19 protein-coding genes and 3 pseudogenes are annotated in these 22,403 nt (G+C 71.6%); 18 read left to right on the top strand and 4 right to left on the bottom strand.

The window, feature by feature from the left end; genetic code table 11:
* Window positions 1-83: 83 nt before the first annotated feature.
* From ASD33_RS03970 to ASD33_RS03900, 17 genes and pseudogenes are all read left to right on the top strand, one after another.
* Window positions 84-1,253 (top strand): aminotransferase class I/II-fold pyridoxal phosphate-dependent enzyme, encoded by a 1,170-nt coding sequence (locus ASD33_RS03970; protein ID WP_056553165.1) that lies wholly within the window; start codon window positions 84-86, stop codon window positions 1,251-1,253.
* A 101-nt stretch (window positions 1,254-1,354) separates the two neighbouring features.
* The gene (locus ASD33_RS03965; protein WP_056553163.1) at window positions 1,355-1,894 is read left to right on the top strand and encodes a MaoC family dehydratase; all 540 of its coding nucleotides are present in this window, start codon (window positions 1,355-1,357) and stop codon (window positions 1,892-1,894) included.
* Window positions 1,895-1,990: 96 nt separating this feature from the next.
* A complete protein-coding gene (locus ASD33_RS03960) occupies window positions 1,991-2,833 on the top strand; it encodes an SAM-dependent methyltransferase (protein WP_056553160.1) in 843 nt (280 codons plus the stop codon).
* On the top strand, window positions 2,830-3,873 hold the full coding sequence (locus ASD33_RS03955) for a class I SAM-dependent methyltransferase (RefSeq protein ID WP_056553157.1): 1,044 nt from the start codon (window positions 2,830-2,832) through the stop codon (window positions 3,871-3,873). Before ASD33_RS03960 ends, ASD33_RS03955 begins: the two co-directional genes overlap by 4 nt.
* A 23-nt stretch (window positions 3,874-3,896) precedes the next feature.
* A complete protein-coding gene (locus ASD33_RS03950; protein ID WP_056553154.1) occupies window positions 3,897-4,790 on the top strand; it encodes a diiron oxygenase in 894 nt (297 codons plus the stop codon).
* A gap of 45 nt (window positions 4,791-4,835) precedes the next feature.
* Window positions 4,836-5,723: a hypothetical protein gene (locus ASD33_RS03945; protein ID WP_056553151.1), complete on the top strand. Its 888-nt coding sequence runs from the start codon at window positions 4,836-4,838 to the stop codon at window positions 5,721-5,723.
* Window position 5,724: 1 nt separating this feature from the next.
* Window positions 5,725-6,192 carry a holo-ACP synthase gene (gene acpS, locus ASD33_RS03940; RefSeq protein ID WP_079044523.1) on the top strand — a complete coding sequence of 156 codons (468 nt, stop codon included), beginning with the start codon at window positions 5,725-5,727 and terminating at the stop codon, window positions 6,190-6,192.
* A gap of 22 nt (window positions 6,193-6,214) precedes the next feature.
* The gene (locus ASD33_RS03935) at window positions 6,215-6,466 is read left to right on the top strand and encodes an acyl carrier protein (RefSeq protein WP_056553149.1); all 252 of its coding nucleotides are present in this window, start codon (window positions 6,215-6,217) and stop codon (window positions 6,464-6,466) included.
* Window positions 6,463-7,270 (top strand): annotated as a pseudogene (gene metK, locus ASD33_RS36040) (methionine adenosyltransferase); the annotation flags it as partial. The gene ASD33_RS03935 and the pseudogene metK, both read left to right, overlap by 4 nt.
* A 1-nt stretch (window position 7,271) precedes the next feature.
* Window positions 7,272-7,703, top strand: a pseudogene (locus ASD33_RS36035) (methionine adenosyltransferase domain-containing protein); the annotation flags it as partial.
* 1 nt (window position 7,704) lies between these two features.
* On the top strand, window positions 7,705-7,893 hold a 189-nt coding region (locus ASD33_RS36030), incomplete at its 5' end, for a methionine adenosyltransferase domain-containing protein (protein ID WP_242426823.1).
* A 3-nt stretch (window positions 7,894-7,896) separates the two neighbouring features.
* Window positions 7,897-8,880: a carbohydrate kinase family protein gene (locus tag ASD33_RS03925; RefSeq protein ID WP_056553143.1), complete on the top strand. Its 984-nt coding sequence runs from the start codon at window positions 7,897-7,899 to the stop codon at window positions 8,878-8,880.
* 62 nt (window positions 8,881-8,942) lie between these two features.
* A pseudogene (locus ASD33_RS03920) lies at window positions 8,943-12,409 on the top strand (homocysteine S-methyltransferase family protein).
* A gap of 11 nt (window positions 12,410-12,420) precedes the next feature.
* Window positions 12,421-13,284, top strand: coding sequence for a methylenetetrahydrofolate reductase [NAD(P)H] (gene metF, locus ASD33_RS03915; protein ID WP_056553859.1), 864 nt, complete (start codon window positions 12,421-12,423; stop codon window positions 13,282-13,284).
* Window positions 13,277-14,647 (top strand): adenosylhomocysteinase, encoded by a 1,371-nt coding sequence (gene ahcY, locus ASD33_RS03910; RefSeq protein WP_056553141.1) that lies wholly within the window; start codon window positions 13,277-13,279, stop codon window positions 14,645-14,647. Before metF ends, ahcY begins: the two co-directional genes overlap by 8 nt.
* 6 nt (window positions 14,648-14,653) lie before the next feature.
* A complete protein-coding gene (locus ASD33_RS03905) occupies window positions 14,654-15,340 on the top strand; it encodes a maleylpyruvate isomerase family mycothiol-dependent enzyme (protein ID WP_056553137.1) in 687 nt (228 codons plus the stop codon).
* A 58-nt stretch (window positions 15,341-15,398) separates the two neighbouring features.
* Window positions 15,399-19,142: an amino acid adenylation domain-containing protein gene (locus ASD33_RS03900; RefSeq protein ID WP_056553135.1), complete on the top strand. Its 3,744-nt coding sequence runs from the start codon at window positions 15,399-15,401 to the stop codon at window positions 19,140-19,142.
* Here the strand turns inward: ASD33_RS03900 and sigJ are convergent.
* Window positions 19,120-20,106 carry an RNA polymerase sigma factor SigJ gene (gene sigJ / locus ASD33_RS03895; protein WP_056553132.1) on the bottom strand — a complete coding sequence of 329 codons (987 nt, stop codon included), beginning with the start codon at window positions 20,104-20,106 and terminating at the stop codon, window positions 19,120-19,122. The genes ASD33_RS03900 and sigJ overlap by 23 nt on opposite strands.
* Window positions 20,107-20,228: 122 nt before the next feature.
* Here sigJ and ASD33_RS03890 point away from each other — a divergent pair, with 122 nt between their 5' ends.
* Window positions 20,229-20,615, top strand: a complete 387-nt coding sequence (locus ASD33_RS03890; RefSeq protein WP_056553129.1) for a hypothetical protein — start codon at window positions 20,229-20,231, stop codon at window positions 20,613-20,615.
* 111 nt (window positions 20,616-20,726) lie between these two features.
* Here the strand turns inward: ASD33_RS03890 and ASD33_RS03885 are convergent, their stop codons facing one another.
* The 3 genes from ASD33_RS03885 to ASD33_RS03875 all read right to left on the bottom strand — a co-directional run bounded on the left by ASD33_RS03885 (window position 20,727) and on the right by ASD33_RS03875 (window position 22,382).
* Entirely contained in the window at window positions 20,727-21,698 is a 972-nt protein-coding gene (locus ASD33_RS03885; RefSeq protein ID WP_056553126.1) for a hypothetical protein, read from the bottom strand.
* A gap of 211 nt (window positions 21,699-21,909) precedes the next feature.
* Window positions 21,910-22,140, bottom strand: coding sequence for a hypothetical protein (locus ASD33_RS03880; RefSeq protein WP_056553123.1), 231 nt, complete (start codon window positions 22,138-22,140; stop codon window positions 21,910-21,912).
* The gene (locus tag ASD33_RS03875; RefSeq protein WP_056553120.1) at window positions 22,137-22,382 is read right to left on the bottom strand and encodes a hypothetical protein; all 246 of its coding nucleotides are present in this window, start codon (window positions 22,380-22,382) and stop codon (window positions 22,137-22,139) included. Before ASD33_RS03875 ends, ASD33_RS03880 begins: the two co-directional genes overlap by 4 nt.
* Window positions 22,383-22,403 lie beyond the last annotated feature (21 nt).

Genomic DNA, 22,403 nt, shown 5'->3' with positions numbered 1-22,403 from the left:
CCCGAAGGGGCCGCCCGATGTCCTTCCCCGGACATCGGGCGGCCCCTTTTCCGTACCCCGTCAGGGTTCTCGAAAGGACCGTCGTGGAACTGAACACCCGTGCCGTGCACGTAGTCAACGAGCCTTTCCAGAGCGGTAGTTGGCCGCTCTCGGTGCCCCTCGTGCAGTCCTCCGCCTTCGCCTTCGACTCCGCCGCCGAGCTGGCCGGGGCGATGGCGGACCCCGACGGGCGGTACGTCTACAGCCGCCGGGGCAACCCGACCGTACGGGCCCTGGAGCAGACCCTCGCCGGCCTCGAAGGCGGCGAGGGGGCCCTCGCCTTCGCCTCCGGCATGGGGGCGATCAGCGGGGTCCTGCTCGCCCTCCTGCGGCCCGGCGACCGGGTGGTCGCCCAGCGGTGCCTTTACGGCGGCACGCACGCCGTCCTCGCGGACCTCTCCGAGCGGTACGGGATCGAGGTCGTCCGGATATCCGGCGACGACCCCGCCGAGCTGGAGGCCGCGGCCGTGCACCCCGCCACCCGGATGCTGGTCCTGGAGACCATCGCCAACCCCACCGGCCAGGTCCCCGACCTGCCGGGTCTGCTGGCCGCCGCCCGCGCGCTCGGGGTGACGAGCGTGGTCGACAACTCGCTGGCCTCGCCCGTGCTCTGCCGCCCCCTGGAGCACGGCGCCGACATCGTGGTCCACTCGACCACCAAGTACCTCTCCGGGCACTCCGACGTGCTCGGCGGCGCCGCCGTCTTCGCGGACGACGGACTGCGCCGCCGCGTCTGGCCCCGGACGGTCGAACTCGGCGCCTGCGCCGACCCGTTCGCCGCCTGGCTGACGCTGCGCGGGATACCCACGCTGCCGCTGCGGATGCGCGCCCACTGCGCCAACGCCGCCGCCCTGGCCGAGCGGCTCGACGCCCACCCCGGCGTCTCGGCCGTCCACTACCCCCGGCTCGCGGGGCACCCCTCGTACGAGCGCGCCGGGAAGGTCCTCTCCGGCGGCGGCGGGCTGCTCTCCTTCGAGCCGGCGGGCGGCCGGGAGGCGGGCCGGGCCTTCGTCGAGCGCGTACGGGTGGCCAGGCTCGCGCTCTCCCTCGGCGGCGTGGAGACCCTCGTGACGCACCCCGCGTCCACCTCCCACCGGGAGCTGGACGAGGCCGCCCTGAGGGCCGCGGGGGTCGCTCCCGGGCTCGTGCGGATGTCGGTGGGCATCGAGGACGCCGAGGATCTCTGGTCGGACGTCGAACAGGCCCTCGGCTGAGCGCTCCGAAATCCTTCTTTTGGGTTGACAAAATAAATGGTCGATTCGTAGATTGGGGTGTGCCAGGGAAAGACCACTCCTAGGTCAAGGGGGGGCGCGAGATGCGCTACTTCGAGGACTTCCGGCCCGGCGACGTCCATGAGCTGGGCGCCGTCACCGTCACGGCGGAGGAGGTGCTGGAGTTCGGCAGGCGCTTCGACCCGCAGCCCTTCCACACGGACCCCGTACGCGCGGAGCAGTCGCAGTTCCGCGGCCTGATCGCGAGCGGGTTCCACACCCAGGCGATGTTCATGCGCCGCTACGTCGACGGACTGCTCGCCTACAGCGCCTGTATGGGCTCGCCCGGCATCGACGAGGTCCGCTACCTGCGGCCCGTCCGCCCGGGCGACGTCCTCACCGCGCGCTTCGAGGTCCTCGGCGTCACCCCGTCGCCGTTCAACCCCGCCACCGGCACCGTCAAACCGCGGTGCACCCTGGTGGCCGCCGACGGGACGGCCGTGTTCAGCATGATCCTGCACAGCATCTTCCGCCGGCGCCCCGCCGACTCCGAGGCCGACCATCTGTCGTCGATGCCCGCGGCCGAGGACCCCGTCGCGTGCGCGCGACCGGCCAAGACCTGTGTCCCGGTCATGAGCGCCTGACGAACCGTCCTTCGTCGGGCCCCTGAACACGGCCGTCCGTACCTCCCGCACCACCCCACCCACACCAGACCGTTCACGAGTGAAGGGGGACCTCCTGTGGAGGCCGTATCCCGCACCGCCCAGTGGACCGCCGCCGCGCGCGCCCTGGAGACCGAGCGCGAGGACCGGCTGTTCGCCGATCCCTACGCGCGCACCGTCGCCGACACGATCGGCTTCGAACTGCTCGAGCGCTACGCCGGGGGCGGCACCGTGCCGTTCCTCGCCATCCGCACCACGTACCTCGACCGGGCCATCGTCCGGGCCGTCGAGGAGCGGGGCATCCGTCAGGTCGTCTTCCTCGCCGCCGGCATGGACACCCGCTTCTTCCGGCTGCCCTGGCCCGACGGCGTCACCGTCTACGAGCTCGACCGCCCGGCCCTCCTGGAGGCCAAGGCCGAGATGCTCAAGGACGAGCCGCAGCCCGCGGGCCGCACCCGGGTCCCGATCCCGGTCGACCTCACCCAGGACTGGACCGGCCCCCTCAAGGAGGCGGGCTGGAAGAGCGAGGAGCCCGTCCTGTGGGTCGTCGAGGGCCTGCTGTTCTTCCTGCCCGAGCAGGCCGTACGGACCCTCATGTCGACGCTCTCCGCGCACGCCGCCCCCGGCTCCGTGCTGCTCGGCGACGTCATCTCCAAGGCCGCCCTGGAGAACCCGCTCGCCCGCGGCTTCATGAAGGCCCTGGACGAGGACGGCAACCCGTGGCTCTTCGGCACCGAGGAGCCCGAGGCGCTGCTCGCCGACTGCGGCTGGGCCGTACGGGAGGTCAGGCAGCCCGGTGAGCCGGGCGCCGACTTCGACCGCTGGCCCTACCCGGTCCCGGCCCGCTCCGTTCCGCGCGTGCCCCGGTCCTTCCTCTTCACCTGCGACCTGCCCACGTACGAGGAGGAGAAGGCCGCATGAGCGCCCACGACTTCCACCAGAGGGTCATCACCGACGCCGGTGCGGCCGTCCGCGGCCTGACCGTCGCCCTCGGCGAGCGCCTCGGCCTCTACCGGGCGCTGGCCGAGCACGGCCCGCTGACCGCCCCCGAGCTGGCCGCGAGGACCGGCACGAACGAGCGGTACATCGAGGAGTGGCTGCACGCCCAGCTCTCCGCCGGGTACGTCGAGCGGCACCCCAGCTCCCTCACGTACACGCTGCCCGCCGACCACGTCGAGGTCCTCGCGGACCCGAAGGCCGTCACGTACGCCGCCGGGTTCTTCACCGCCCTGAAGGCGCTGTACGCCACCGAGGACCTGCTCGTCGACGCGTACCGCACCGGTGACGGCGTCGGCTGGGCCGAGCACGACGCGGCCCTCGACACCGGCATGGGCTCCTTCTTCCAGCCGACCTACGAGCACAAGCTCGTCCCGGACTGGCTGCCCGCGCTGCACCAGGTCACCGACAAGCTGGCCGCCGGCGGCACCGTCGCCGACGTGGGCTGCGGCGTCGGCCACACCACGCTGCTCATCGCGAAGGCCTTCCCGAACGCCACCGTCCACGGCTTCGACTACTCGGAGGAGGCCATCTCGATCGCGCGGGAGCTCGCCGAGGAGGCCGGTCTGTCCGACCGGGTCGTCTTCGACGTGGCGTCCGCCGACGACTACCCGGGCTCCGGCTACGACCTGGTGTGCTTCTTCAACGCCCTGCACGACATGGGCGACCCGGTCGCCGCCGCCCAGCACGTCCACAAGTCCCTGGACGCGGAAGGCACCTGGATGCTCGTCGAGTCGAACGTGTCCCCGCAGGACATCGACGTCCAGACGCCCGCCGCCCGCATGTTCATGGCCCTGTCCGCCGTGATGTGCCTGCCCGTCGCGGTCGCCCAGCGCGGCCCGCACGCGCTCGGCAACCACTCCGGCGAGAAGGCCTTCCGTGCCATCGCGGAGGAGGCCGGCTTCACCCGCTGGCGCCGCGCGACCGAGACCCCGGTCAACGCGGTCTACGAAGTCCGCCCGTAGTCCCCTTCCCAAGGAGTCACATCATGGGCGTCGCCGCCCCGCTGCCGGTCACGGACCGGTTCATGGAGGTCCTCGAACGCCTCAGCGAGCGCTCGGTCGAGGACTACTACAACCCGTACCAGACCTTCCAGTGGCCCGAGACGCTGGAGGAGAACCGTTTCTGGATGACGCCGGAGCTGCTCACCGTCTACGGCACCGAGCACTACGACGCCCTCGGTGAGGAAACGCTTCAGCGCCTGTCGAAGTGGGAGTCGATCAACTTCTACAGCCTCAATGTGCACGGCATCCGCGAACTCCTCATCGAGGTCGTCGGCCGCATCCACATGCCCGGCTTCGAGGTGCCCTCGGACTTCTTCCACCACTTCATCGGTGAGGAGAACGAACACATGTGGTTCTTCTCCGAGTTCTGCCGCCGCTACGGCCACAAGATCTACGGTTCCACCGCGATGCGCGCCGACGCGGCCTGGGAGCCGGAGGTCGAGAACTTCCTCGTCTTCACCCGCATCCTCTTCTTCGAGGAGCTGGTCGACCACTACAACTCCCGGATGGCGAAGGACACCTCGCTCTGCCACACGATCCGCGAGGTCAACCGGATCCACCACCAGGACGAGTCCCGCCACATCGCCTTCGGCCGTGAGCTGGTCTCCCTGCTGTACGGCCGGATGTGCCAGGCCGTGAGCGCCGAGCGGGTCCGCGAGGTCGAGGCGTACCTCAAGCGGTACGTCGTCTACAGCGTCAACTCCCTCTACAACCCCCATGTGTACCGGGACGCCGGCATCCCCGACCCGCTGGCCCTGCGCAACGCGCTGGTCGCCGACCCGAGCCGCCGCCCCCACGAGCGCAAGGCGATCCGCAAGCCGCTCGCCTTCTTCCTGAAGACCGGGATCTTCTCGGACGACAGCCTGCCCGTCGTCTGAGCGACTCCCCGACCCGAGAGCCCTCACCCGAGAGGTGCACCGACCATGACCTTGACGACCCCCGAGACCGTCGGGGAGACCAGGGGCCTCCCCTCGCTCGGCCCGGAGGGGACCCGCCTGCTGCGGCTCCTCGACGACACCTTCGAGAGCTGGGGAGTGACCGCGGGCGCCCGCCCGATGACCATGCCCCCGCTCCTGCCGGCCGCCGAGCTGGCGAAGCTCGACTACTACGACAACTTCCCGCACCAGGCCGTCGTGGCGACCCCGCTCGACCTGGAGCGCCGGGAGACCGCGCCCTTCTCCGCCGAGACGGGCCGCTTCCCCAGCGAGGCCCTGGAACCGGCCGCGCTCGGACTGCCCTCGGCGTCCTGCTACGCCGTCTACCTCGACCACCGGGGCACCCGGGTCGCCGACGACACCCTCGTCACGATCTGCTCCTGGTGCTTCCGCAAGGAGACCCACTACGAGGGCATGCGGCGCCAGCTCGGCTTCCGCATGCGGGAGATCGTCGCCATCGGCGCGCGTGAGCACGCCGAGACGCACCTCGCGGACTTCACGGGCAGGATCCAGGCGTTCGCCGCCGCCCTCGACCTGCCGCTCCGCAAGGAGGCCGCCTGCGACCCGTTCTTCGACAAGGGCGGCTCGAAGGCGCTCCTCCAGCGGCTGACGCCGGTGAAGTACGAGTTCCTGTACGAGGACCTGGCCATCGCCTCGGTCAACACGCACCGGAACTTCTTCGGCGACCGCTGCGACATCACCCTGGAGTCGACCGGCGGGCCGGCCTTCACCAGCTGTGTCGCCTTCGGTCTCGAACGCTGGCTGTCCGCGCTGACCAGGCGCCACGGCAGCTGGGAGGCCGCCACCGGGGCGGTGCTCGACGCGAACGCCCGCCTGCGGGCCGATGCGAGTGGCGCGGCCGGGCCGGTGATCTGACGTGCCGGCCCGTCCCGCCGCCCCGCCGGCGGGCGGCCTGGGGTGGGCGAACCTCGGCATGGACATCGTGTCCGTCAACCGTGTCCGCAGGCTCCTCGCCCAGTACGGGGAGCGGTTCTTCGAGCGGATGCTCACCCCCGGCGAGCTCGCCGACTGCCGTACCTCCTCCGGGCTCGACGTGCTGAGCCTGTGCGGACGGATCGCGGCCAAGGAAGCGGCCTTCAAGACCTTACGGGTCAGGGGCAGGTTCCTGCCCTGGCCGGACATCGTGGTGCGGCGTTCCGAGGGCGGCTGGCCGCTCGTGGAACTGCACCGGTCGGCGGCCGAGATGGCCGCCGAGTCCGGCATCACCGAGATCACCGTGTCCATCAGCCACGACGTGGACTACGCGGTCGCGGTGGCCGCTCCGATCATCGCCCCCACCCCGTACCCCGCCCCCACCCCTCACGTATCCAGCAGCAGTAGCTAGCAGCAGCTAAAGGAGAGCAACCATGGCCGACGGCCTGCAGACGGTGAAGAACTGGATCCTCGAGCGTCACCCGGAGCGCGACGACATCGCGTCCGACCTCGACCTGATCGAGAACCGGCTCATCGACTCGCTGTCCTTCGTCGAGTTCGTCTTCCTCCTGGAGCAGGAGAGCGGCACCGCGATCCAGATGGAGACCCTGGAGGTCGAGTCCATCCGCACCCTCGGTGCCATCGAGCAGCACTTCTTCAAGGCCCCGGTGGAGGTCCAGGCATGAGCCGGCGCCTCTTCACCTCGGAGTCGGTGACCGAGGGCCACCCCGACAAGATCGCCGACCGGATCAGCGACACCATCCTGGACGCCCTGCTCGCCGAGGACCCGTCCTCGCGGGTGGCGGTGGAGACCCTGATCACCACGGGTCTCGTGCACATCGCGGGCGAGGTCACCACCTCGGCGTACGCGCCGATAGCGAAGCTGGTGCGCGAGGCCGTCCTCGACATCGGCTACGACTCCTCCGCGAAGGGCTTCGACGGCGCCTCCTGCGGCGTCTCGGTGTCCATCGGCGCGCAGTCCCCGGACATCGCCCAGGGCGTGGACACGGCGTACGAGTCCCGCGTCGAGGGCGCGGGCGACGAGCTGGCCGCGCAGGGCGCGGGCGACCAGGGCCTGATGTTCGGCTACGCCTGCGACGACACGGCCGAGCTGATGCCGCTGCCGATCGCGCTCGCCCACCGGCTCTCGCGCCGGCTGACCGAGGTCCGCAAGAACGGCACCGTGCCGTATCTGCGGCCCGACGGGAAGACCCAGGTCACCATCGAGTACGACGGGGACCGCCCGGTGCGCCTCGACACGGTGGTGGTGTCCTCGCAGCACGCCGCCGACATCTCCGTCGAGGGCCTGCTCACCCCGGACGTGCGCGAGTACGTCGTCGAGCACGTCCTCAAGGAGCTGGTGGAGGAGGGCGTCAGCCTGGAGTCCGACGGCTACCGGCTGCTGGTGAACCCGACCGGGCGTTTCGAGGTCGGCGGCCCGATGGGTGACGCCGGGCTCACCGGCCGGAAGATCATCATCGACACCTACGNCTACCGGCTGCTGGTGAACCCGACCGGGCGTTTCGAGGTCGGCGGCCCGATGGGTGACGCCGGGCTCACCGGCCGGAAGATCATCATCGACACCTACGGCGGGATGGCCCGCCACGGCGGCGGCGCGTTCTCCGGCAAGGACCCGTCGAAGGTGGACCGCTCGGCGGCSTACGCCATGCGCTGGGTCGCGAAGAACGTCGTCGCGGCCGGTCTCGCCCGCCGCTGCGAGGTGCAGGTGGCGTACGCGATCGGCAAGGCCGAGCCCGTCGGCCTCTTCGTGGAGACCTTCGGCACCGGCACCCTGCCGGACGAGCGGATCCAGGAGGCCGTCAGCGAGGTCTTCGACCTCCGCCCGGCGGCGATCATCCGCGACCTGGACCTCAAGCGCCCGATCTACGCGAAGACGGCGGCGTACGGCCACTTCGGCCGCGANGAGCGGATCCAGGAGGCCGTCAGCGAGGTCTTCGACCTCCGCCCGGCGGCGATCATCCGCGACCTGGACCTCAAGCGCCCGATCTACGCGAAGACGGCGGCGTACGGCCACTTCGGCCGCGAGCTGCCGGAGTTCACGTGGGAGCGCACGGACCGTGCGGAGGCCCTGAAGAAGGCAGTGGGGGAGTAGGCCATGCGCATCGCTGTCACGGGATCCATCGCGACCGACCATCTGATGACCTTCCCCGGCTGGTTCAGCGAGCAGCTGCTCGCCGACCGGCTCGACAAGGTCTCCCTGTCGTTCCTCGCCGACAACCTGGAGGTCAGGCGCGGTGGAGTGGCAGCGAACATCTCCTTCGGACTCGGTGTCCTCGGTCTGCGTCCCGCCCTGGTGGGCGCGGTCGGCGCCGACTTCGAGCCGTACCGGGTCTGGCTGAAGGACCACGGTGTGGACACCGACTCGGTGCGCGTCAGCGAGTCGCTCCACACCGCCCGGTTCGTCTGTACGACCGACCGGGCCCAGAACCAGATCGCCACCTTCTACGCGGGGGCGATGGCCGAGGCGCGCGAGATCGACCTCAGGGACGTGGTCGCGCGCACCGGCCGGCTGGAGCTGGTCCTGGTCTCCCCGGACGCCCCCGAGGCCATGCTGCGGCACACCCGCACCTGCCGTGACCTGGGGATTCCCTTCGCCGCCGATCCCTCGCAGCAGTTGGCGCGGCTCGACGGCGAGCAGGTGCGGGAGCTGGTGGACGGGGCGCGGTTCCTGTTCACCAACGAGTACGAGACGGCGCTCCTCCTGGAGAAGTCCGGCTGGGCGGAGGCGGACGTGCTGCGCCGGGTGGGCACCTGGGTGACCACCCACGGCGAGGCGGGCGTCCGTGTCCGGGGCGAGGGCCGGGAGCCGCTGGCGGTGCCCGCGGTGGAGGTCGCCGGGGTCGTCGACCCGACCGGGGTCGGGGACGCGTTCCGGGCGGGCTTCCTCGCCGGCTGGCTGTGGGGCGTGCCGGAGCGGTGCGCGGCGCAGCTGGGCTGCGCGGTGGCCGCGACGGTCCTCGACTACGTGGGGACGCAGGAGTACCGGCTGCACCGGGACTCCCTCCTGGACCGGATCAGGACGACGTACGGGGTGGGCTGCACGGCCACGCTCGTGACACATCTGAGGGGGCTGACGTGAGTACCGCCCGGCGTTCCCTGCGGGAGGAGTTCGCGACGCGGGTCGTGGTGGCCGACGGGGCGATGGGCACGATGCTCCAGGCCGCCGACCCGACGATGGAGGACTTCCGGCAGCTGGAGGGCTGCAACGAGATCCTCAACCTCACGCGCCCCGACATCGTCGCCTCCGTCCACGACGCCTACTTCTCGGTGGGCGTGGACTGCGTCGAGACGAACACCTTCGGCGCGAACCTGGCGGCGCTGGCCGAGTACGGCATCGAGAACCAGGTGTACGAGCTGTCCGAGGCCGGCGCCCGGATCGCCCGTACGTCGGCGGACGCGCACACGGCCGCCGACGGCCGCCCCCGCTGGGTGCTCGGCTCCATGGGCCCCGGTACGAAGCTGCCGACGCTCGGCCACGTGACGTACGAGCCGCTGCGGGAGGCCTTCCAGCAGAACGCGGAGGGTCTGATCCGGGGCGGCGCGGACGCCCTGCTCATCGAGACCTCGCAGGACCTGCTCCAGACGAAGGCGGCCGTCATCGGCGCCCGCCGGGCCCTGGACTGGGTGGGTGTGGACCTGCCGGTGATCGTCCAGGTCACCGTGGAGACCACGGGCACCATGCTGCTCGGCTCGGAGATCGGGGCGGCGCTGACGGCCCTGGAGCCGCTGGGCATCGACATGATCGGCCTGAACTGCGCGACCGGCCCGGCGGAGATGGCCGAGCACCTGCGGCACCTGTCCCGGCACGCCCGGATCCCGATCTCGGTCATGCCGAACGCGGGTCTGCCGGTCCTCACCTCGGACGGCGCCCACTATCCGCTGTCGCCGGCCGAACTGGCCGACGCGCAGGAGAACTTCGTCCGCGAGTACGGGCCCGCCCTGGTCGGCGGCTGCTGCGGGACGACCCCGGAGCACCTGCGGGAGATCGTGGAGCGGGTGCGGGGCGCGGCCGTCCTGGACCGGCGGCCGACGCCGGAGCCGGGCGCGTCCTCCCTCTACAGCCACGTGCCGTTCCGGCAGGACACCGCGTACCTGGCGATCGGCGAGCGCACCAACGCCAACGGCTCGAAGAAGTTCCGTGAGGCGATGCTCGACGGCCGCTGGGACGACTGCGTCGAGATGGCGCGGGACCAGATCCGCGAGGGCGCGCACATGCTCGACCTGTGCGTGGACTACGTGGGCCGGGACGGCACCGCGGACATGGCGGAGCTGGCCGGCCGGTTCGCGACGGCCTCGACGCTGCCGATCGTCCTCGACTCGACGGAGATCGGGGTGCTGCGGGCCGGTCTGGAGAAGCTCGGCGGCCGGGCCGTGGTGAACTCGGTGAACTACGAGGACGGCGACGGGCCGGAGTCGCGGTTCGCGCAGGTCACGGCGCTCGCGAAGGAGCACGGCGCGGCGCTGATGGCGCTGACCATCGACGAGGAGGGCCAGGCCCGCAGCGTCGGGCACAAGGTGGCGGTGGCGCAGCGGATCATCGCCGACCTGACCGGGAACTGGGGGATCAGGGAGTCGGACATCCTGATCGACACCCTCACGTTCACGATCTGCACCGGTCAGGAGGAGTCCCGCAGGGACGGCATCCACACGATCGAGGCGATCCGCGAGCTGAAGCGCCGCCATCCGGACGTGCAGACCACCCTGGGCCTCTCCAACATCTCCTTCGGTCTGAATCCGGCCGCCCGGATCGTCCTCAACTCGGTCTTCCTCGACGAGTGCGTGAAGGCGGGCCTGGACTCGGCGATCGTGCACGCCTCGAAGATCCTGCCGATCGCCCGTCTGGAGGCGGAGCAGGTCGAGGTGGCGCTCGATCTGATCCACGACCGGCGCCGCGAGGGGTACGACCCGCTGCAGCGTTTCCTGGAGATGTTCGAGGGCGCGACGGCGAAGTCCCTCAAGGCCGGCAAGGCCGAGGAACTCCTCGCGCTGCCGCTGGACGAGCGGCTGAAGCGGCGGATCGTCGACGGCGAGAAGAACGGTCTGGAGGCGGACCTCGACGAGGCCCTGGAGTCGCGTCCGGCTCTGGAGATCGTCAACGAGGTGCTGCTCGACGGCATGAAGACCGTCGGTGAGCTGTTCGGCTCGGGCCAGATGCAGCTGCCGTTCGTGCTCCAGTCCGCCGAGGTCATGAAGACGGCCGTGGCCCATCTGGAACCGCACATGGAGAAGTCGGACGCGGAGGGGAAGGGCACGATCGTGCTCGCCACCGTCCGCGGCGACGTCCACGACATCGGCAAGAACCTCGTCGACATCATCCTGTCCAACAACGGCTACAACGCGACGTCCACGACATCGGCAAGAACCTCGTCGACATCATCCTGTCCAACAACGGCTACAACGTCGTCAACATCGGCATCAAGCAGCCGGTCTCCGCGATCCTGGAGGCGGCGGAGGAGCACCGGGCCGACGTCATCGGCATGTCCGGTCTCCTCGTGAAGTCCACCGTGATCATGAAGGAGAACCTCCAGGAGCTGAACGGCCGGGGACTGGCCGCGAAGTTCCCCGTGATCCTCGGCGGCGCCGCCCTGACCAGGGCGTACGTCGAGCAGGACCTGCACGAGCTGTACGAGGGCGAGGTGCGGTACGCCCGGGACGCCTTCGAGGGCCTGCGTCTCATGGACGCGCTCATGGGCGTCAAGCGCGGCGTCCCCGGAGCCGTACTGCCGCCGCTCAAGCCGCGCCGGGTCCCCAAGCGGGAGACGCCCGTGGTGGAGGTCCGGGAGCCCGAGCCGGCCGGCCGCTCCGACGTCGCCGCCGACAACCCCGTGCCCGAGCCCCCCTTCCTCGGGACGAAGGTCGTCCAGGGCATCCCGCTCGCGGAGTACGCCCCCTGGCTCGACGAGACCGCCCTCTTCAAGGGCCAGTGGGGACTGAAGGACAACGCGACCATCGAGACGGAGGGCAGGCCGCGGCTGCGGGCCCTGCTCGACCGGATCGAGCGCGAGGACCTGGTCGAAGCGGCCGTCGTGTACGGCTGGTTCCCCTGTGTGTCCAAGGGCGACGACCTGATCGTCCTGGACGAGGACGGAGGCGAGCGGACCCGCTTCTCCTTCCCCCGCCAGCAGCGGGGCCGCCGCCTCTGCCTGGCCGACTTCCACCGCGCCGAGGACTCCGGCGAGGTGGACGCGGTCGCCCTCCAGGTCGTCACCGTCGGCTCCCGCATCGGGGAGGAGACCGCCCGTCTCTTCGCCGCCGACGCCTACCGCGACTACCTCGAACTCCACGGCCTCTCCGTCCAGTTGGCGGAGGCCCTGGCCGAGTACTGGCACGCCGGGGTGCGCGCCGAGTGGGGCATCGCCGGGGCCTCGGAGCCGGCGGGCCTCGAAGGGATGCTGCGCACCGAGTACCGGGGCTGCCGCTACTCCCTCGGCTATCCGGCCTGCCCCGACCTGGAGGACCGGGCGAAGATCGCCGCCCTGCTCCGCCCGGAGCGGATCGGGGTCGAGCTGTCGGAGGAGTACCAGCTGCACCCCGAGCAGTCGACGGACGCGATCGTCGTCCACCACCCGGAGGCGAGCTACTTCAACGCGGGAGGCCGGCGCCTGTGAACCCCACGTGCGTGAACCCCACGTTCTCCTTCGAGTTCTTCCCGCCGAAGACCGACCGGGGCGAGCAGACCCTGTGGGACGCGATCCGCCGGGTGGAGGCGCTGTCCCCGGACTTCGTCTCCGTGACGTACGGCGCGGGCGGCTCGTCCCGCGACCGGACCATCGACGTCACCCAGCGGATCGTCACGGAGACGACCCTGCGGCCCGTCGCGCATCTGACGGCCGTCGGACACTCGGTCGCCGAGCTGCGGGCCATCATCGGCGCGTACGCGGACGCCGGGGTCAGGGACGTCCTCGTGCTGCGCGGCGACCCGCCGGGCGACCCGCGCGGCGCCTGGACCCCGCACCCGCAGGGCTTCCGCTACGCCTACGAACTCGTCGAGCTGGTGCGTTCGCTGGGCGACTTCCGGATCGGGGTGGCCGCCTTCCCGGAGGGTCACCCGAGGTCCCGGGGCCCGGCGGAGGACCTGGCGCACTTCGTCGCCAAGTGCCGGGCCGGGGCCGACTACGCCATCACGCAGATGTTCTTCGACCCCGAGGACTATCTGCGGCTGCGGGACCGGGTGGCGGCCGCCGGCTGCGACACCCCGATCATCCCGGAGATCATGCCGGCCACCGACGTACGCCAGATCCGGCGCTTCGCGGAGCTGAGCGACGCCGCGTTCCCCGAGGACCTGGCGCACCGCCTGGAGGCGGCGAAGGACGACCCGGCCGCCGCGTACCGCATCGGCGTCGAGCACGCCACGCGGATGGGCCTGCGGCTGCTCGACGAGGGCGCGCCCGGCCTGCACTACATCACGCTGAACAAGTCGACGGCGGCCCTGCACATCCACCGAACCATCCTCAGCGCAAGGAGAGTTGCCGCACATGTCTGATTTCTCTGACTACAAGGTCGCCGACATCTCGCTGGCCGCCTTCGGCCGCAAGGAGATCACCCTCGCCGAGCACGAGATGCCGGGCCTGATGTCGATCCGCCGCGAGTACGCCGCCGCGCAGCCGCTGGCCGGGGCGCGGATCACCGGCTCGCTGCACATGACGGTCCAGACCGCCGTCCTCATCGAGACCCTGGTCGCCCTCGGCGCCGAGGTCCGCTGGGTGTCCTGCAACATCTACTCCACCCAGGACCACGCGGCGGCCGCCGTCGCCGCCGCCGGGATCCCCGTCTTCGCCTGGAAGGGCGAGACCCTGGAGGAGTACTGGTGGTGCACCGAGCAGGCGCTGACCTGGCCGGGCGCCGACGGCCCCAACATGATCCTCGACGACGGCGGTGACGCCACGCTCCTCGTCCACAAGGGTGTGGAGTACCAGAAGGCCGGCGAGGTCCCTGACCCGTCGACGGCGGAGAACGACGAGCACCGGGTGATCCTGGAGCTGCTGCGGAGCACCACCCTCGACTGGGCGACGATCGCCGCCGCCATCCGCGGCGTCACCGAGGAGACCACGACGGGCGTCCACCGCCTGTACGAGATGCACCGCGAGGGCGCGCTGCTCTTCCCGGCGATCAACGTGAACGACGCCGTCCGCCACTCCCTCATCGACGGCATCAACCGTGCCACCGACGTCCTCATCGGCGGCAAGACCGCCGTGGTCTGCGGCTACGGCGACGTCGGCAAGGGCTCGGCGGAGTCGCTGCGCGGCCAGGGCGCCCGGGTGATCGTCACCGAGATCGACCCGATCTGCGCGCTCCAGGCGGCGATGGACGGCTACCAGGTCGCCACCCTGGAGGATGTGGTGGAGACCGCGGACATCTTCATCACCACCACGGGCAACAAGGACATCATCATGGCGTCCGACATCGCCCGCATGAAGCACCAGGCCATCGTCGGCAACATCGGCCACTTCGACAACGAGATCGACATGGCCGGCCTGGCCAGGATCCCCGGGATCGTGAAGGACGAGGTCAAGCCGCAGGTCCACACCTGGACCTTCGAGGACGGCAAGGTCGTCATCGTCCTCTCCGAGGGCCGGCTGCTGAACCTGGGCAACGCCACCGGACATCCCTCCTTCGTGATGTCGAACTCCTTCGCGGACCAGACGCTGGCCCAGATCGAGCTGTTCACGAAGCCGGAGGAGTACCCCGTCGACGTGTACACGCTGCCGAAGCACCTCGACGAGAAGGTCGCCCGGCTGCACCTGGACGCCCTCGGCGTCCGCCTCACGACCCTGCGCCCCGAGCAGGCGTCGTACATCGGGGTCCCGGTGGAGGGCCCGTACAAGCCGGACCACTACCGCTACTGAGGACGCATGTGTACCGACGACCCAGGTGACGCGCCCGACGTGCGCGACCCGTGGCTACCGGACCGGCTCCTGAGGACGGAGCGGGACCTGCTGATGCCGCTGCTCCGCCGCACCTCCGAGGAGGCGTACGAGCTGCGTACCGCCTGCCCCGGCTGGACGGCGCGGCAGGTCCTCGCCCACTGCGGGGCGGCCCTCGTGCGGATCGTCGAGGGCCGGCTCGAAGAGGGGGTGTTCCTGCCCGAGGCCAACGCCTGCGACGTGGCCGAGCGGGAGGAGTGGCCGCTCGGCCGGATCCTCGACGAACTGGAACGCGGCCTCACCGAGGCGGGACCGGTCATCGCGGCGCGCGAGGACGGCAGGCTCGACGCCGTCGCGCTCGGCGAGTGGGTCCACGCCGGAGACGTACGGGAGGCCTTCGGCGAACCCGGCGCCTACTGCGGCGAGAGCCTCGACCTCGCCCTGCCGCTCCTCTCGGTGACGAGCCGCAAGCGGGAGACGCCCCGCCTGGTGGGCGTCCTCGCGGACCGGGACGCCACCCCGGTGGCCCTCGGCAACCCCGTCGAGGGCCGCCCGCCGGCCTCCTTCAAGGGGGACGCCGCCACCCTGATCCGGATCTACGCGGGCCGCCCGCTGGTCCGGACCCGCTACGAGCTGACCGGTGCGACCGAACACGAACTGCTCATCTACCGCTGAGGGCCGGCGGGGGCGCCGGGCCCGGGTCCCCGTCGCCCCCTTCCTCCAGAGGAACGCCATGCCCAGCACGCTCGACCGGCTGCTCCACGCCGAGACACTGGAACGGCCCGACGCCACCGCCGTGGTGTACGAGGGCGAGACGCTCACCTTCCGGGAGCTGTCGGAGGGCGCCCTCGTCCTCGCCGCGTACCTGCGGACGCTCGGCGCGACGAAGGACACCCGCGTCGGCGTCCACGTCGATCCCTCACTCGAACTGGTGATCGGGGCCTGGGGCGTCCTGTGCTCCGGCGCCGCCTACGTCCCCCTCTCCCCGGAGTACCCGGAGGAGCGCGTCCGCTACATGATCGAGGACAGCGGCGCCCGGATCGTCTTCACCCAGGACCGCCACCGCGACCGCGTCACCGCGCTCGCCCCGCCCGGCACCACCGTCGTCACCCTCCAGGACGCCGTCCGGCACGCCTGGCGGAGGGCGGGCGAGGAGGTGGTCCCGTACGGCATCGACGAGTGCGACCTCGCGTACGTCATCTACACCTCCGGCTCCACCGGAAAGCCCAAGGGCGTCATGGTCGAGCACCGCTCGATCGTCGCCCAGATGCGCTGGATGGCCGCCGAGCACCGGCTGCGCCCCGGCGCGACCGTCCTGCAGAAGACCCCCATGAGCTTCGACGCCGCCCAGTGGGAGATCCTCGCCCCGGCTGTGGGCGCCCGCGTCGCCGTCGGCCCGCCCGGCTGCTACCGGGACCCGGAGGCCCTCGTCGACGCGATCCGCGCCCATGGCGCGACCATGCTCCAGGGCGTCCCGACCCTCCTCCAGGCCCTCGTCGACACCGAGCGCCTCGGCACCTGCACCAGCCTCCGCCGGGTGTACTCGGGCGGCGAGATCCTCTCCCGCAACCTGGCCGCGCAGCTCCTCGCCGAGCTGCCCGCCGCCGAGCTGATCAATCTCTACGGCCCCACCGAGTGCACCATCAACGCCTCCTCGCACACGGTCGACCGTGCGACGCTCACCGCCGACGGGCCGGCCGCGATACCCATCGGCAGACCCGCGTACGACACCACCTTCCACATCCGCGACGGCGAGCTGTGCATCGGCGGGGTCCAGGTGGCGCGGGGGTACCTGGACCGTCCCGAGCTGACGGCGGAACGATTCGTCACCACCGGGACCGGCGAGCGCCTCTACCGCACCGGCGACCTCGCCCACTGGAACGAGGACGGCACCGTCCAGTTCGCCGGACGCGCCGACAACCAGATCAAGCTCCGCGGCTTCCGCGTCGAGCTGGACGAGATCGCGCTCGCCGTCGAGAACCACGACTGGGTGAAGAACGCGGCCGTGATCGTGAAGGACGAGCCCCGCACCGGCTTCCAGAACCTGGTCGCCTGCGTCGAGCTGTCCCCGAAGGAAGCGGCCCTGATGGACCAGGGCAACCACGGCGCCCACCACCAGTCCAAGGAGTCCAAGCTCCAGGTCAAGGCGCAGCTCTCCGACGCGGGCACCCGCGACGACGCCGACCTCGCGGGCCGCCCCGTCGTCGTCCTGCCGGGCGTCACCCCCACCGAGCGGATGCGCCGCACCGTCTTCGCCCGCAAGACCTACCGCTTCTACGAGGGCGGCGAGGTCACCCGCGCCGACGTCCTCGCGGCCCTGGCCCGCCGCCCCGAGGGCATCGGCTCCCGGACGATCGCCGGCCTGACGGTGGGCGACCTGGGCGAGGTCCTGCGCTGGTTCGGCCAGTTCACCAGCGAGGAACGCCTGCTCCCGAAGTACGGCTTCGCGTCCCCGGGCGCCCTGTACGCCACCCAGCTGTACGTGGAGGCGCGCGGGATCACGGGCCTGGAGCCGGGCACGTACTACTACCACCCGGTCCGGCACCGGCTGTACCTGACGGAGGCGGCCGGGGGCGAGGGCGAACCGTGCTTGCGGGTGTCGTTCCGGGGGCGGCGGGAAGCGATCGAGCCGGTCTACCGGAACAACATCCAGGAGGTCCTGGAGATCGAGACGGGCCACATGGTGGGCCTGTTCGAGGAGATCCTGCCGGGGTACGGGCTGGACATCAGGCCGTGGGGGGCGTCGGCGCCCGGTGAGGCCGGTTCCGGGGGCGCGGGGGCCGGGGAGGCCTCGTACGAGATCCACCCGTACGACGAGGAGTGCCGCGCCGACCCCGAGGTCGACGTCTACGTCCAGGCGCACCCGGGCCGGGTGACGGACCTCCCGGCCGGCCAGTACGCCTACGAGCAGGGCGGCTTACGCCCGGTCTCGCCCTCCCTCGTCGAGAAGAAGCACGTGATCGCGATCAACCAGGCGGTCTACGAGCGGGCGGCGCTCGGCATCACGGTGATCAGCCGCACGGCGGAGACGGGACGGGCGTACGTCGACCTCGGTCGCGCGCTCCAGCGCCTCCAGCTCGGCGGCCACGGCCTCGGGTTCATGTCCTCCGGCTACAGCTCGAAGTCCGGCCATCCGCTGCCCGCCGCCCGCCGTGTCGACGAGATCCTGACGGCGGCCGGCCGGGAGACCGGCCCCTCGTACTTCTTCGTCGGCGGCCGGGTCTCCGAGGAGCAGCGGCTGAGCGAGGGCATGTACGAGGACACCGTCCACATGAAGGGTCCGGCGGAGATGATCCGCGACGACCTCGTCCACCACCTGCCGGACTACATGATCCCGAACCGGGTCGTGGTCCTCGACCGGCTGCCGCTGTCCGCGAACGGCAAGGTCGACACGAAGGCGCTCGGCGAACTCGCGGTCGTCAACGCGGGCCTGCACGGCCGCCCGCACGTCGTCCCGCGCACCCGCACGGAGAGCAGGCTCGCGGAGATCTGGGCGGCGGCCCTCAAGTACGAGGAGTCCGGGGCGGTCTCCGTCCTCGACGACTTCTTCGAGTCGGGCGGGAACTCGCTGATCGCGGTCGCGCTCGTCACGAGGATCAACCGCGAGTTCGGCGCGGCGCTGCCGCTCCAGATCCTCTTCGACCGCCCGACGATCGAGAAGCTCGCCCACCAGCTGGACGGCGCCGCCGCGACCCCCGCCTCCCGCCTGGTCCGGCTCCACGCGCCGGGCGCCCGCCCGCCGGTCTACTGCTGGCCGGGTCTCGGCGGCTACACGATGAACCTGCGGCACCTCGCGGAGGAGATCGGCATCGACCGCCCCTTCTACGGGGTGCAGGCCTACGGCATCAACCGGGGCGAGGAACCGTACGACACCATCCGTGACATGGCGGCGGCGGACGTGGAGGCGATCCGGCGGCGCCAGCCGGCGGGCCCGTACACCCTGTGGGGCTACTCCTTCGGCGCCCGGGTCGCCTTCGAGTCGGCGCACCTGCTCGAAGCGGCGGGGGAGCAGGTCGAGAACCTCTTCCTGATCGCTCCGGGTTCCCCGAAGGTCCGGTCGGCGGAGACGGGCGGGGCGACGTACGACAACCCGGCGTTCGTGACGATCCTCAACTCGGTGTTCTCGGGGGCGATCGAGGAGCTTCCGCCGGAGGTCCGGGACCGGGCGACGTTCGTCGCGCACGTCGCGGACCGCTTCCCGGCCCTGGACCCCGATCTGATCGGCCGGATCGTGGCGATCGTCGAGGAGACCTTCGAGTTCACGTACACCTTCAAGGAGTTGAGTGAGCGTCAGGCGCGCTGCCCCGTGACGCTCTTCAAGGCGGCGGGGGACGACTACTCGTTCCTGGAGAATGCGGAGGGCTGGTCGACGCGCCCGCCGACGGTGGTGGAGCTGGACGCGGACCACTACAGCCTGCTGCGGCAGCCGGACCTGAGGGAACTGACGAAGAAGATCAGGTACCGGCTGGGTCAGTAGCCGGGGCGGGGGTGCCGGGGTCTCCGGGGCTGCCCGGAGACCCGGCGTCGAGGGCGGCCCAGGCCCGGAGCTTCTCCGGGTTGCGGACCGCCCAGATGCGGCCGACGCGGTCGCCGGTGAGGTCGAAGGCCGCCACGGTCACGGTCACGCCGGAGTGCTGGGCGACCAGCCCCGGCCGGCCGTTGACCGTGCGTTCCAGGAGGGTCAGGCCGGGGGCCTTGGCGGCGATGAACACGAGGTACTCGGCGATGCTCCGGCTGCCGACGACCGGCCGCAGGGCCGTTCCGACGAGCCCGCCGCCGTCCGCGGTCATCGTGGCGTCGGGGTCGAGGAGCCCGACGACGGCCTGGATGTCCCCGGCCTCCCAGGCCTCCTTGAAGTGCCGTACGAGACCGGCCTGCCCGGCCGCCGGTACGGCGGGGGCGTGCGCGGCGCGGACCCGGCGGCGCCCCGAGGAGGCGAGCTGCCGGCAGGCGGCGGGCGTCCGGCCGACGATCCCGGCGACCTCGGGGAAGGGGTAACGGAAGACGTCGTGGAGGACGAAGGCGACCCGCTCGGCGGGGGTCATCGACTCCAGGACGACGAGGAACGCCATGCTGACGGACTCGTCGAGGGTGACCCGGTCGGCGGGATCGGCGGGCACCCGGCCGCCCGCCGCCCCGCCGATCCACTCCGAGCGGTCGGGCAGCGGCTCGGGGACCCACTCGCCGACGTAGCGCTCGCGCCGGGCCCGCGCCGACCCGAGCAGGTCGAGGCAGACGCGGCCGGTGACGGTGGTCAGCCAGGCCCCGGGGGCGTCGACGGCGGCCTGCTTCTCCGGCGGCATGGCGTACCAGCGGGCGTACGCCTCCTGCACGGCGTCCTCGGCCTCGGTGAGCGAACCGAGCAGCCGGTAGGCGATGTTGAGGAGCAGGGGCCGCTCGCGGAGGAGGGCGGCGGGGTCGGTCCCGGTGCGAGTGCTCATGACGGCGAAGCTCCTGATTCCCCCGGTCGGCGCACGTCGCCTCACACTTCGCGGCTCCGTTTCGTCGGACTGTCGAGACAGTATCGATCGACCGCCGCGAGGCGGGAAGTGGGGGCCGGACCATGGCGGTACAGGCGACGACGGCGGGGCGGAACGGAGCGACGTTCCTGAAGGTGTCGGTGGCGCTGCAGACGGTGGCGATCTTCTTCCAGGCGAGCACGGCGGGGCTGGTGCTCTCCTCGTCGTACGGGGAACTGCTGCACGGGGTCGGGGCGCGGGTGATGTACGGCGCGACGATGGTGTACCTCCTCGCGGCGGTCCTGGCGTGGCGGCCGGGCGGCGGCTCCCCGCGCCCGATCCTGTACGCGACGGGCTTCCTGGTCCTGGCCTCGGCACAGGTGATCCTGGGCGTGGCACACGTGCCGTCGGTGCACCTGCCGCTGGGCGTGGTGATGTTCGCGCTGAGCGTGCTGGACCTGAGCAGGGTGTGGGGGGCGCGGGGGCGTTGAGGGTCGGGGCGGGGGCTCGGGCCGGGCGTGAGGGGCGGTGGCTCGGGGCTTGGACCGGCTGTGGGGCGGCGGCCCGGGGCTTGGACCGGCTGAGGGGCGGCGGCCCGGGGGTCAGGTGCGGCAGTCGGGGCACAGGGTCTCGTCGGCGACGGGCCGGAAGAGCATGGGGTGGGTGTGGGTGCCGCTGAGGCATTCGCGGGCGCCTTCGAGACGGGGGGAGAGGCGGGTGCCGGTGGGCGCGGGGCGGGGCAGTTCGCGGGCCGGTACGGCGCGCAGGAGGTAGCGGACGAGGCCGCCGGGCCGGTGGACGGGGGTCCCGGCGCCGGGGAGGCCACGCAGGACGTGCTCGTGGACGTCGGTGGAACTGTGCCCGGCGTCGAGCCAGCGGGCGGCGAGGCGGGCGAGTTCGTCGCGCATGCCGGGCGGGATGTGCCGGAGGGCGGGGGAGAGGAGGGGGAGGGCGCCGATGAGGGCGCGGGCGTCGTCGAGGTGGGGTGACTCGGCGGGGGCGCGGGGCTCTTCCGGCTCGGCGACGGCGACGGCGACGGCTTCGGCTTCGACTTCGGGAGCATTCCGGGGCGCGGGGGGAAGGTTGGAGGTCTCTTCCCCAGGATCTTTATCTGGATGACCGTCGGTCGACGGGGGAGTTGGCGCGTCGACGGCCGGGTCGCCGACGGGCGGGTCACCGGCGACCGGTGTTCCGCGACCCGGTGCGACCTGCGGGGACGCGGGATCGGGGCTGGTGCGGAGGGGCGTACGGGCGAGGAGCTTGGCGGCCTGGTCGGAGGTCAACGGCCGACTGGAGACGAGCTGTTGGGTGACCCAGCGGCCACCGGCGCCCTGGACGCGCCGCTCGTGCAGGAAGCCCTCGTCGATGAGCTGCCGCTTGGCACGGGTGAAGGCGGTCGCGCCGATGCCGGCACGTTCAGCCGTACGGGACAGATTTTCCGTGGCGCCCCGGGGGAGGGAGAGCTGCCAGGTCAGAAGCCGAACGGCGTCGGAGCGAAGGCGGGGGTGCCGGATGAGTTCGTGCGAGAACTGGGTGAAGGCACGGCAGGGGGAGATAACGTTCCGGTAGATCACAGTGGCCTGTTTCCACGAGTGGTTGAGGCCCCCGGCGATGGTCGCTAGCCATCGACGGGGGCCGTTTTGCGCGAACGTACCGCACGGAAGGTGCGCAAGCGGACACACCGGATGAAGTACGCCCGTACGAGTGAAGTCCCCCGTATCGGACCTGAGTTCGCGGTGGCCGCGTTGCGTGTACGGGGCCGGAGCGCGCCCACGGCCACGGCGATCAGGAAGAGGGCCGCGCGGGCGACGGTGACGTGCTGATGACGCGGACCGCTCCGCGCGGGGTGAGGCTTTCGCGCTCTTCGGGGCTCGCGGCCCAGCACTGGTCGGCCGCCGCCTCCCACAGGTAGCCGCTGGGGCGGACGAGGACCAGCATGCCGCCGTGCACGCCGCGCACGCGCCCGGTGAGCGCGCGCTGCGCGTCCGTCACGACCTCGCCGACGCGGTACCTCACGGGGTGGCTCGGGCGTCACGCAGGAGCACGGTGAGCCGCTCGGCCCCGAGGAGACTGACGACCCCGAGCCCGTAGCGGTGGACGTCGCCGCCGGGGGAGTGGGTGACGTCGCGGTAGAGCCCACTGGTGGGAAGCCCGACGGAGTCCATGGCGGCCTTGAGGTCCTGGAAGACCCGCGCGGCTTCGGACTCGGAGACGGGGCGGGAGGGATGGACGGGCGGTGTGTGGGTGGACGTACGCATGGAGGGCTCTCTTTCTGATGG

It is taken from the genome of Streptomyces sp. Root1304 (assembly GCF_001426405.1).
GTDB lineage: Bacteria > Actinomycetota > Actinomycetes > Streptomycetales > Streptomycetaceae > Streptomyces.
Note: the sequence above shows the minus strand (reverse complement) of the source record. Positions and strands in the feature narration are given on the sequence as shown.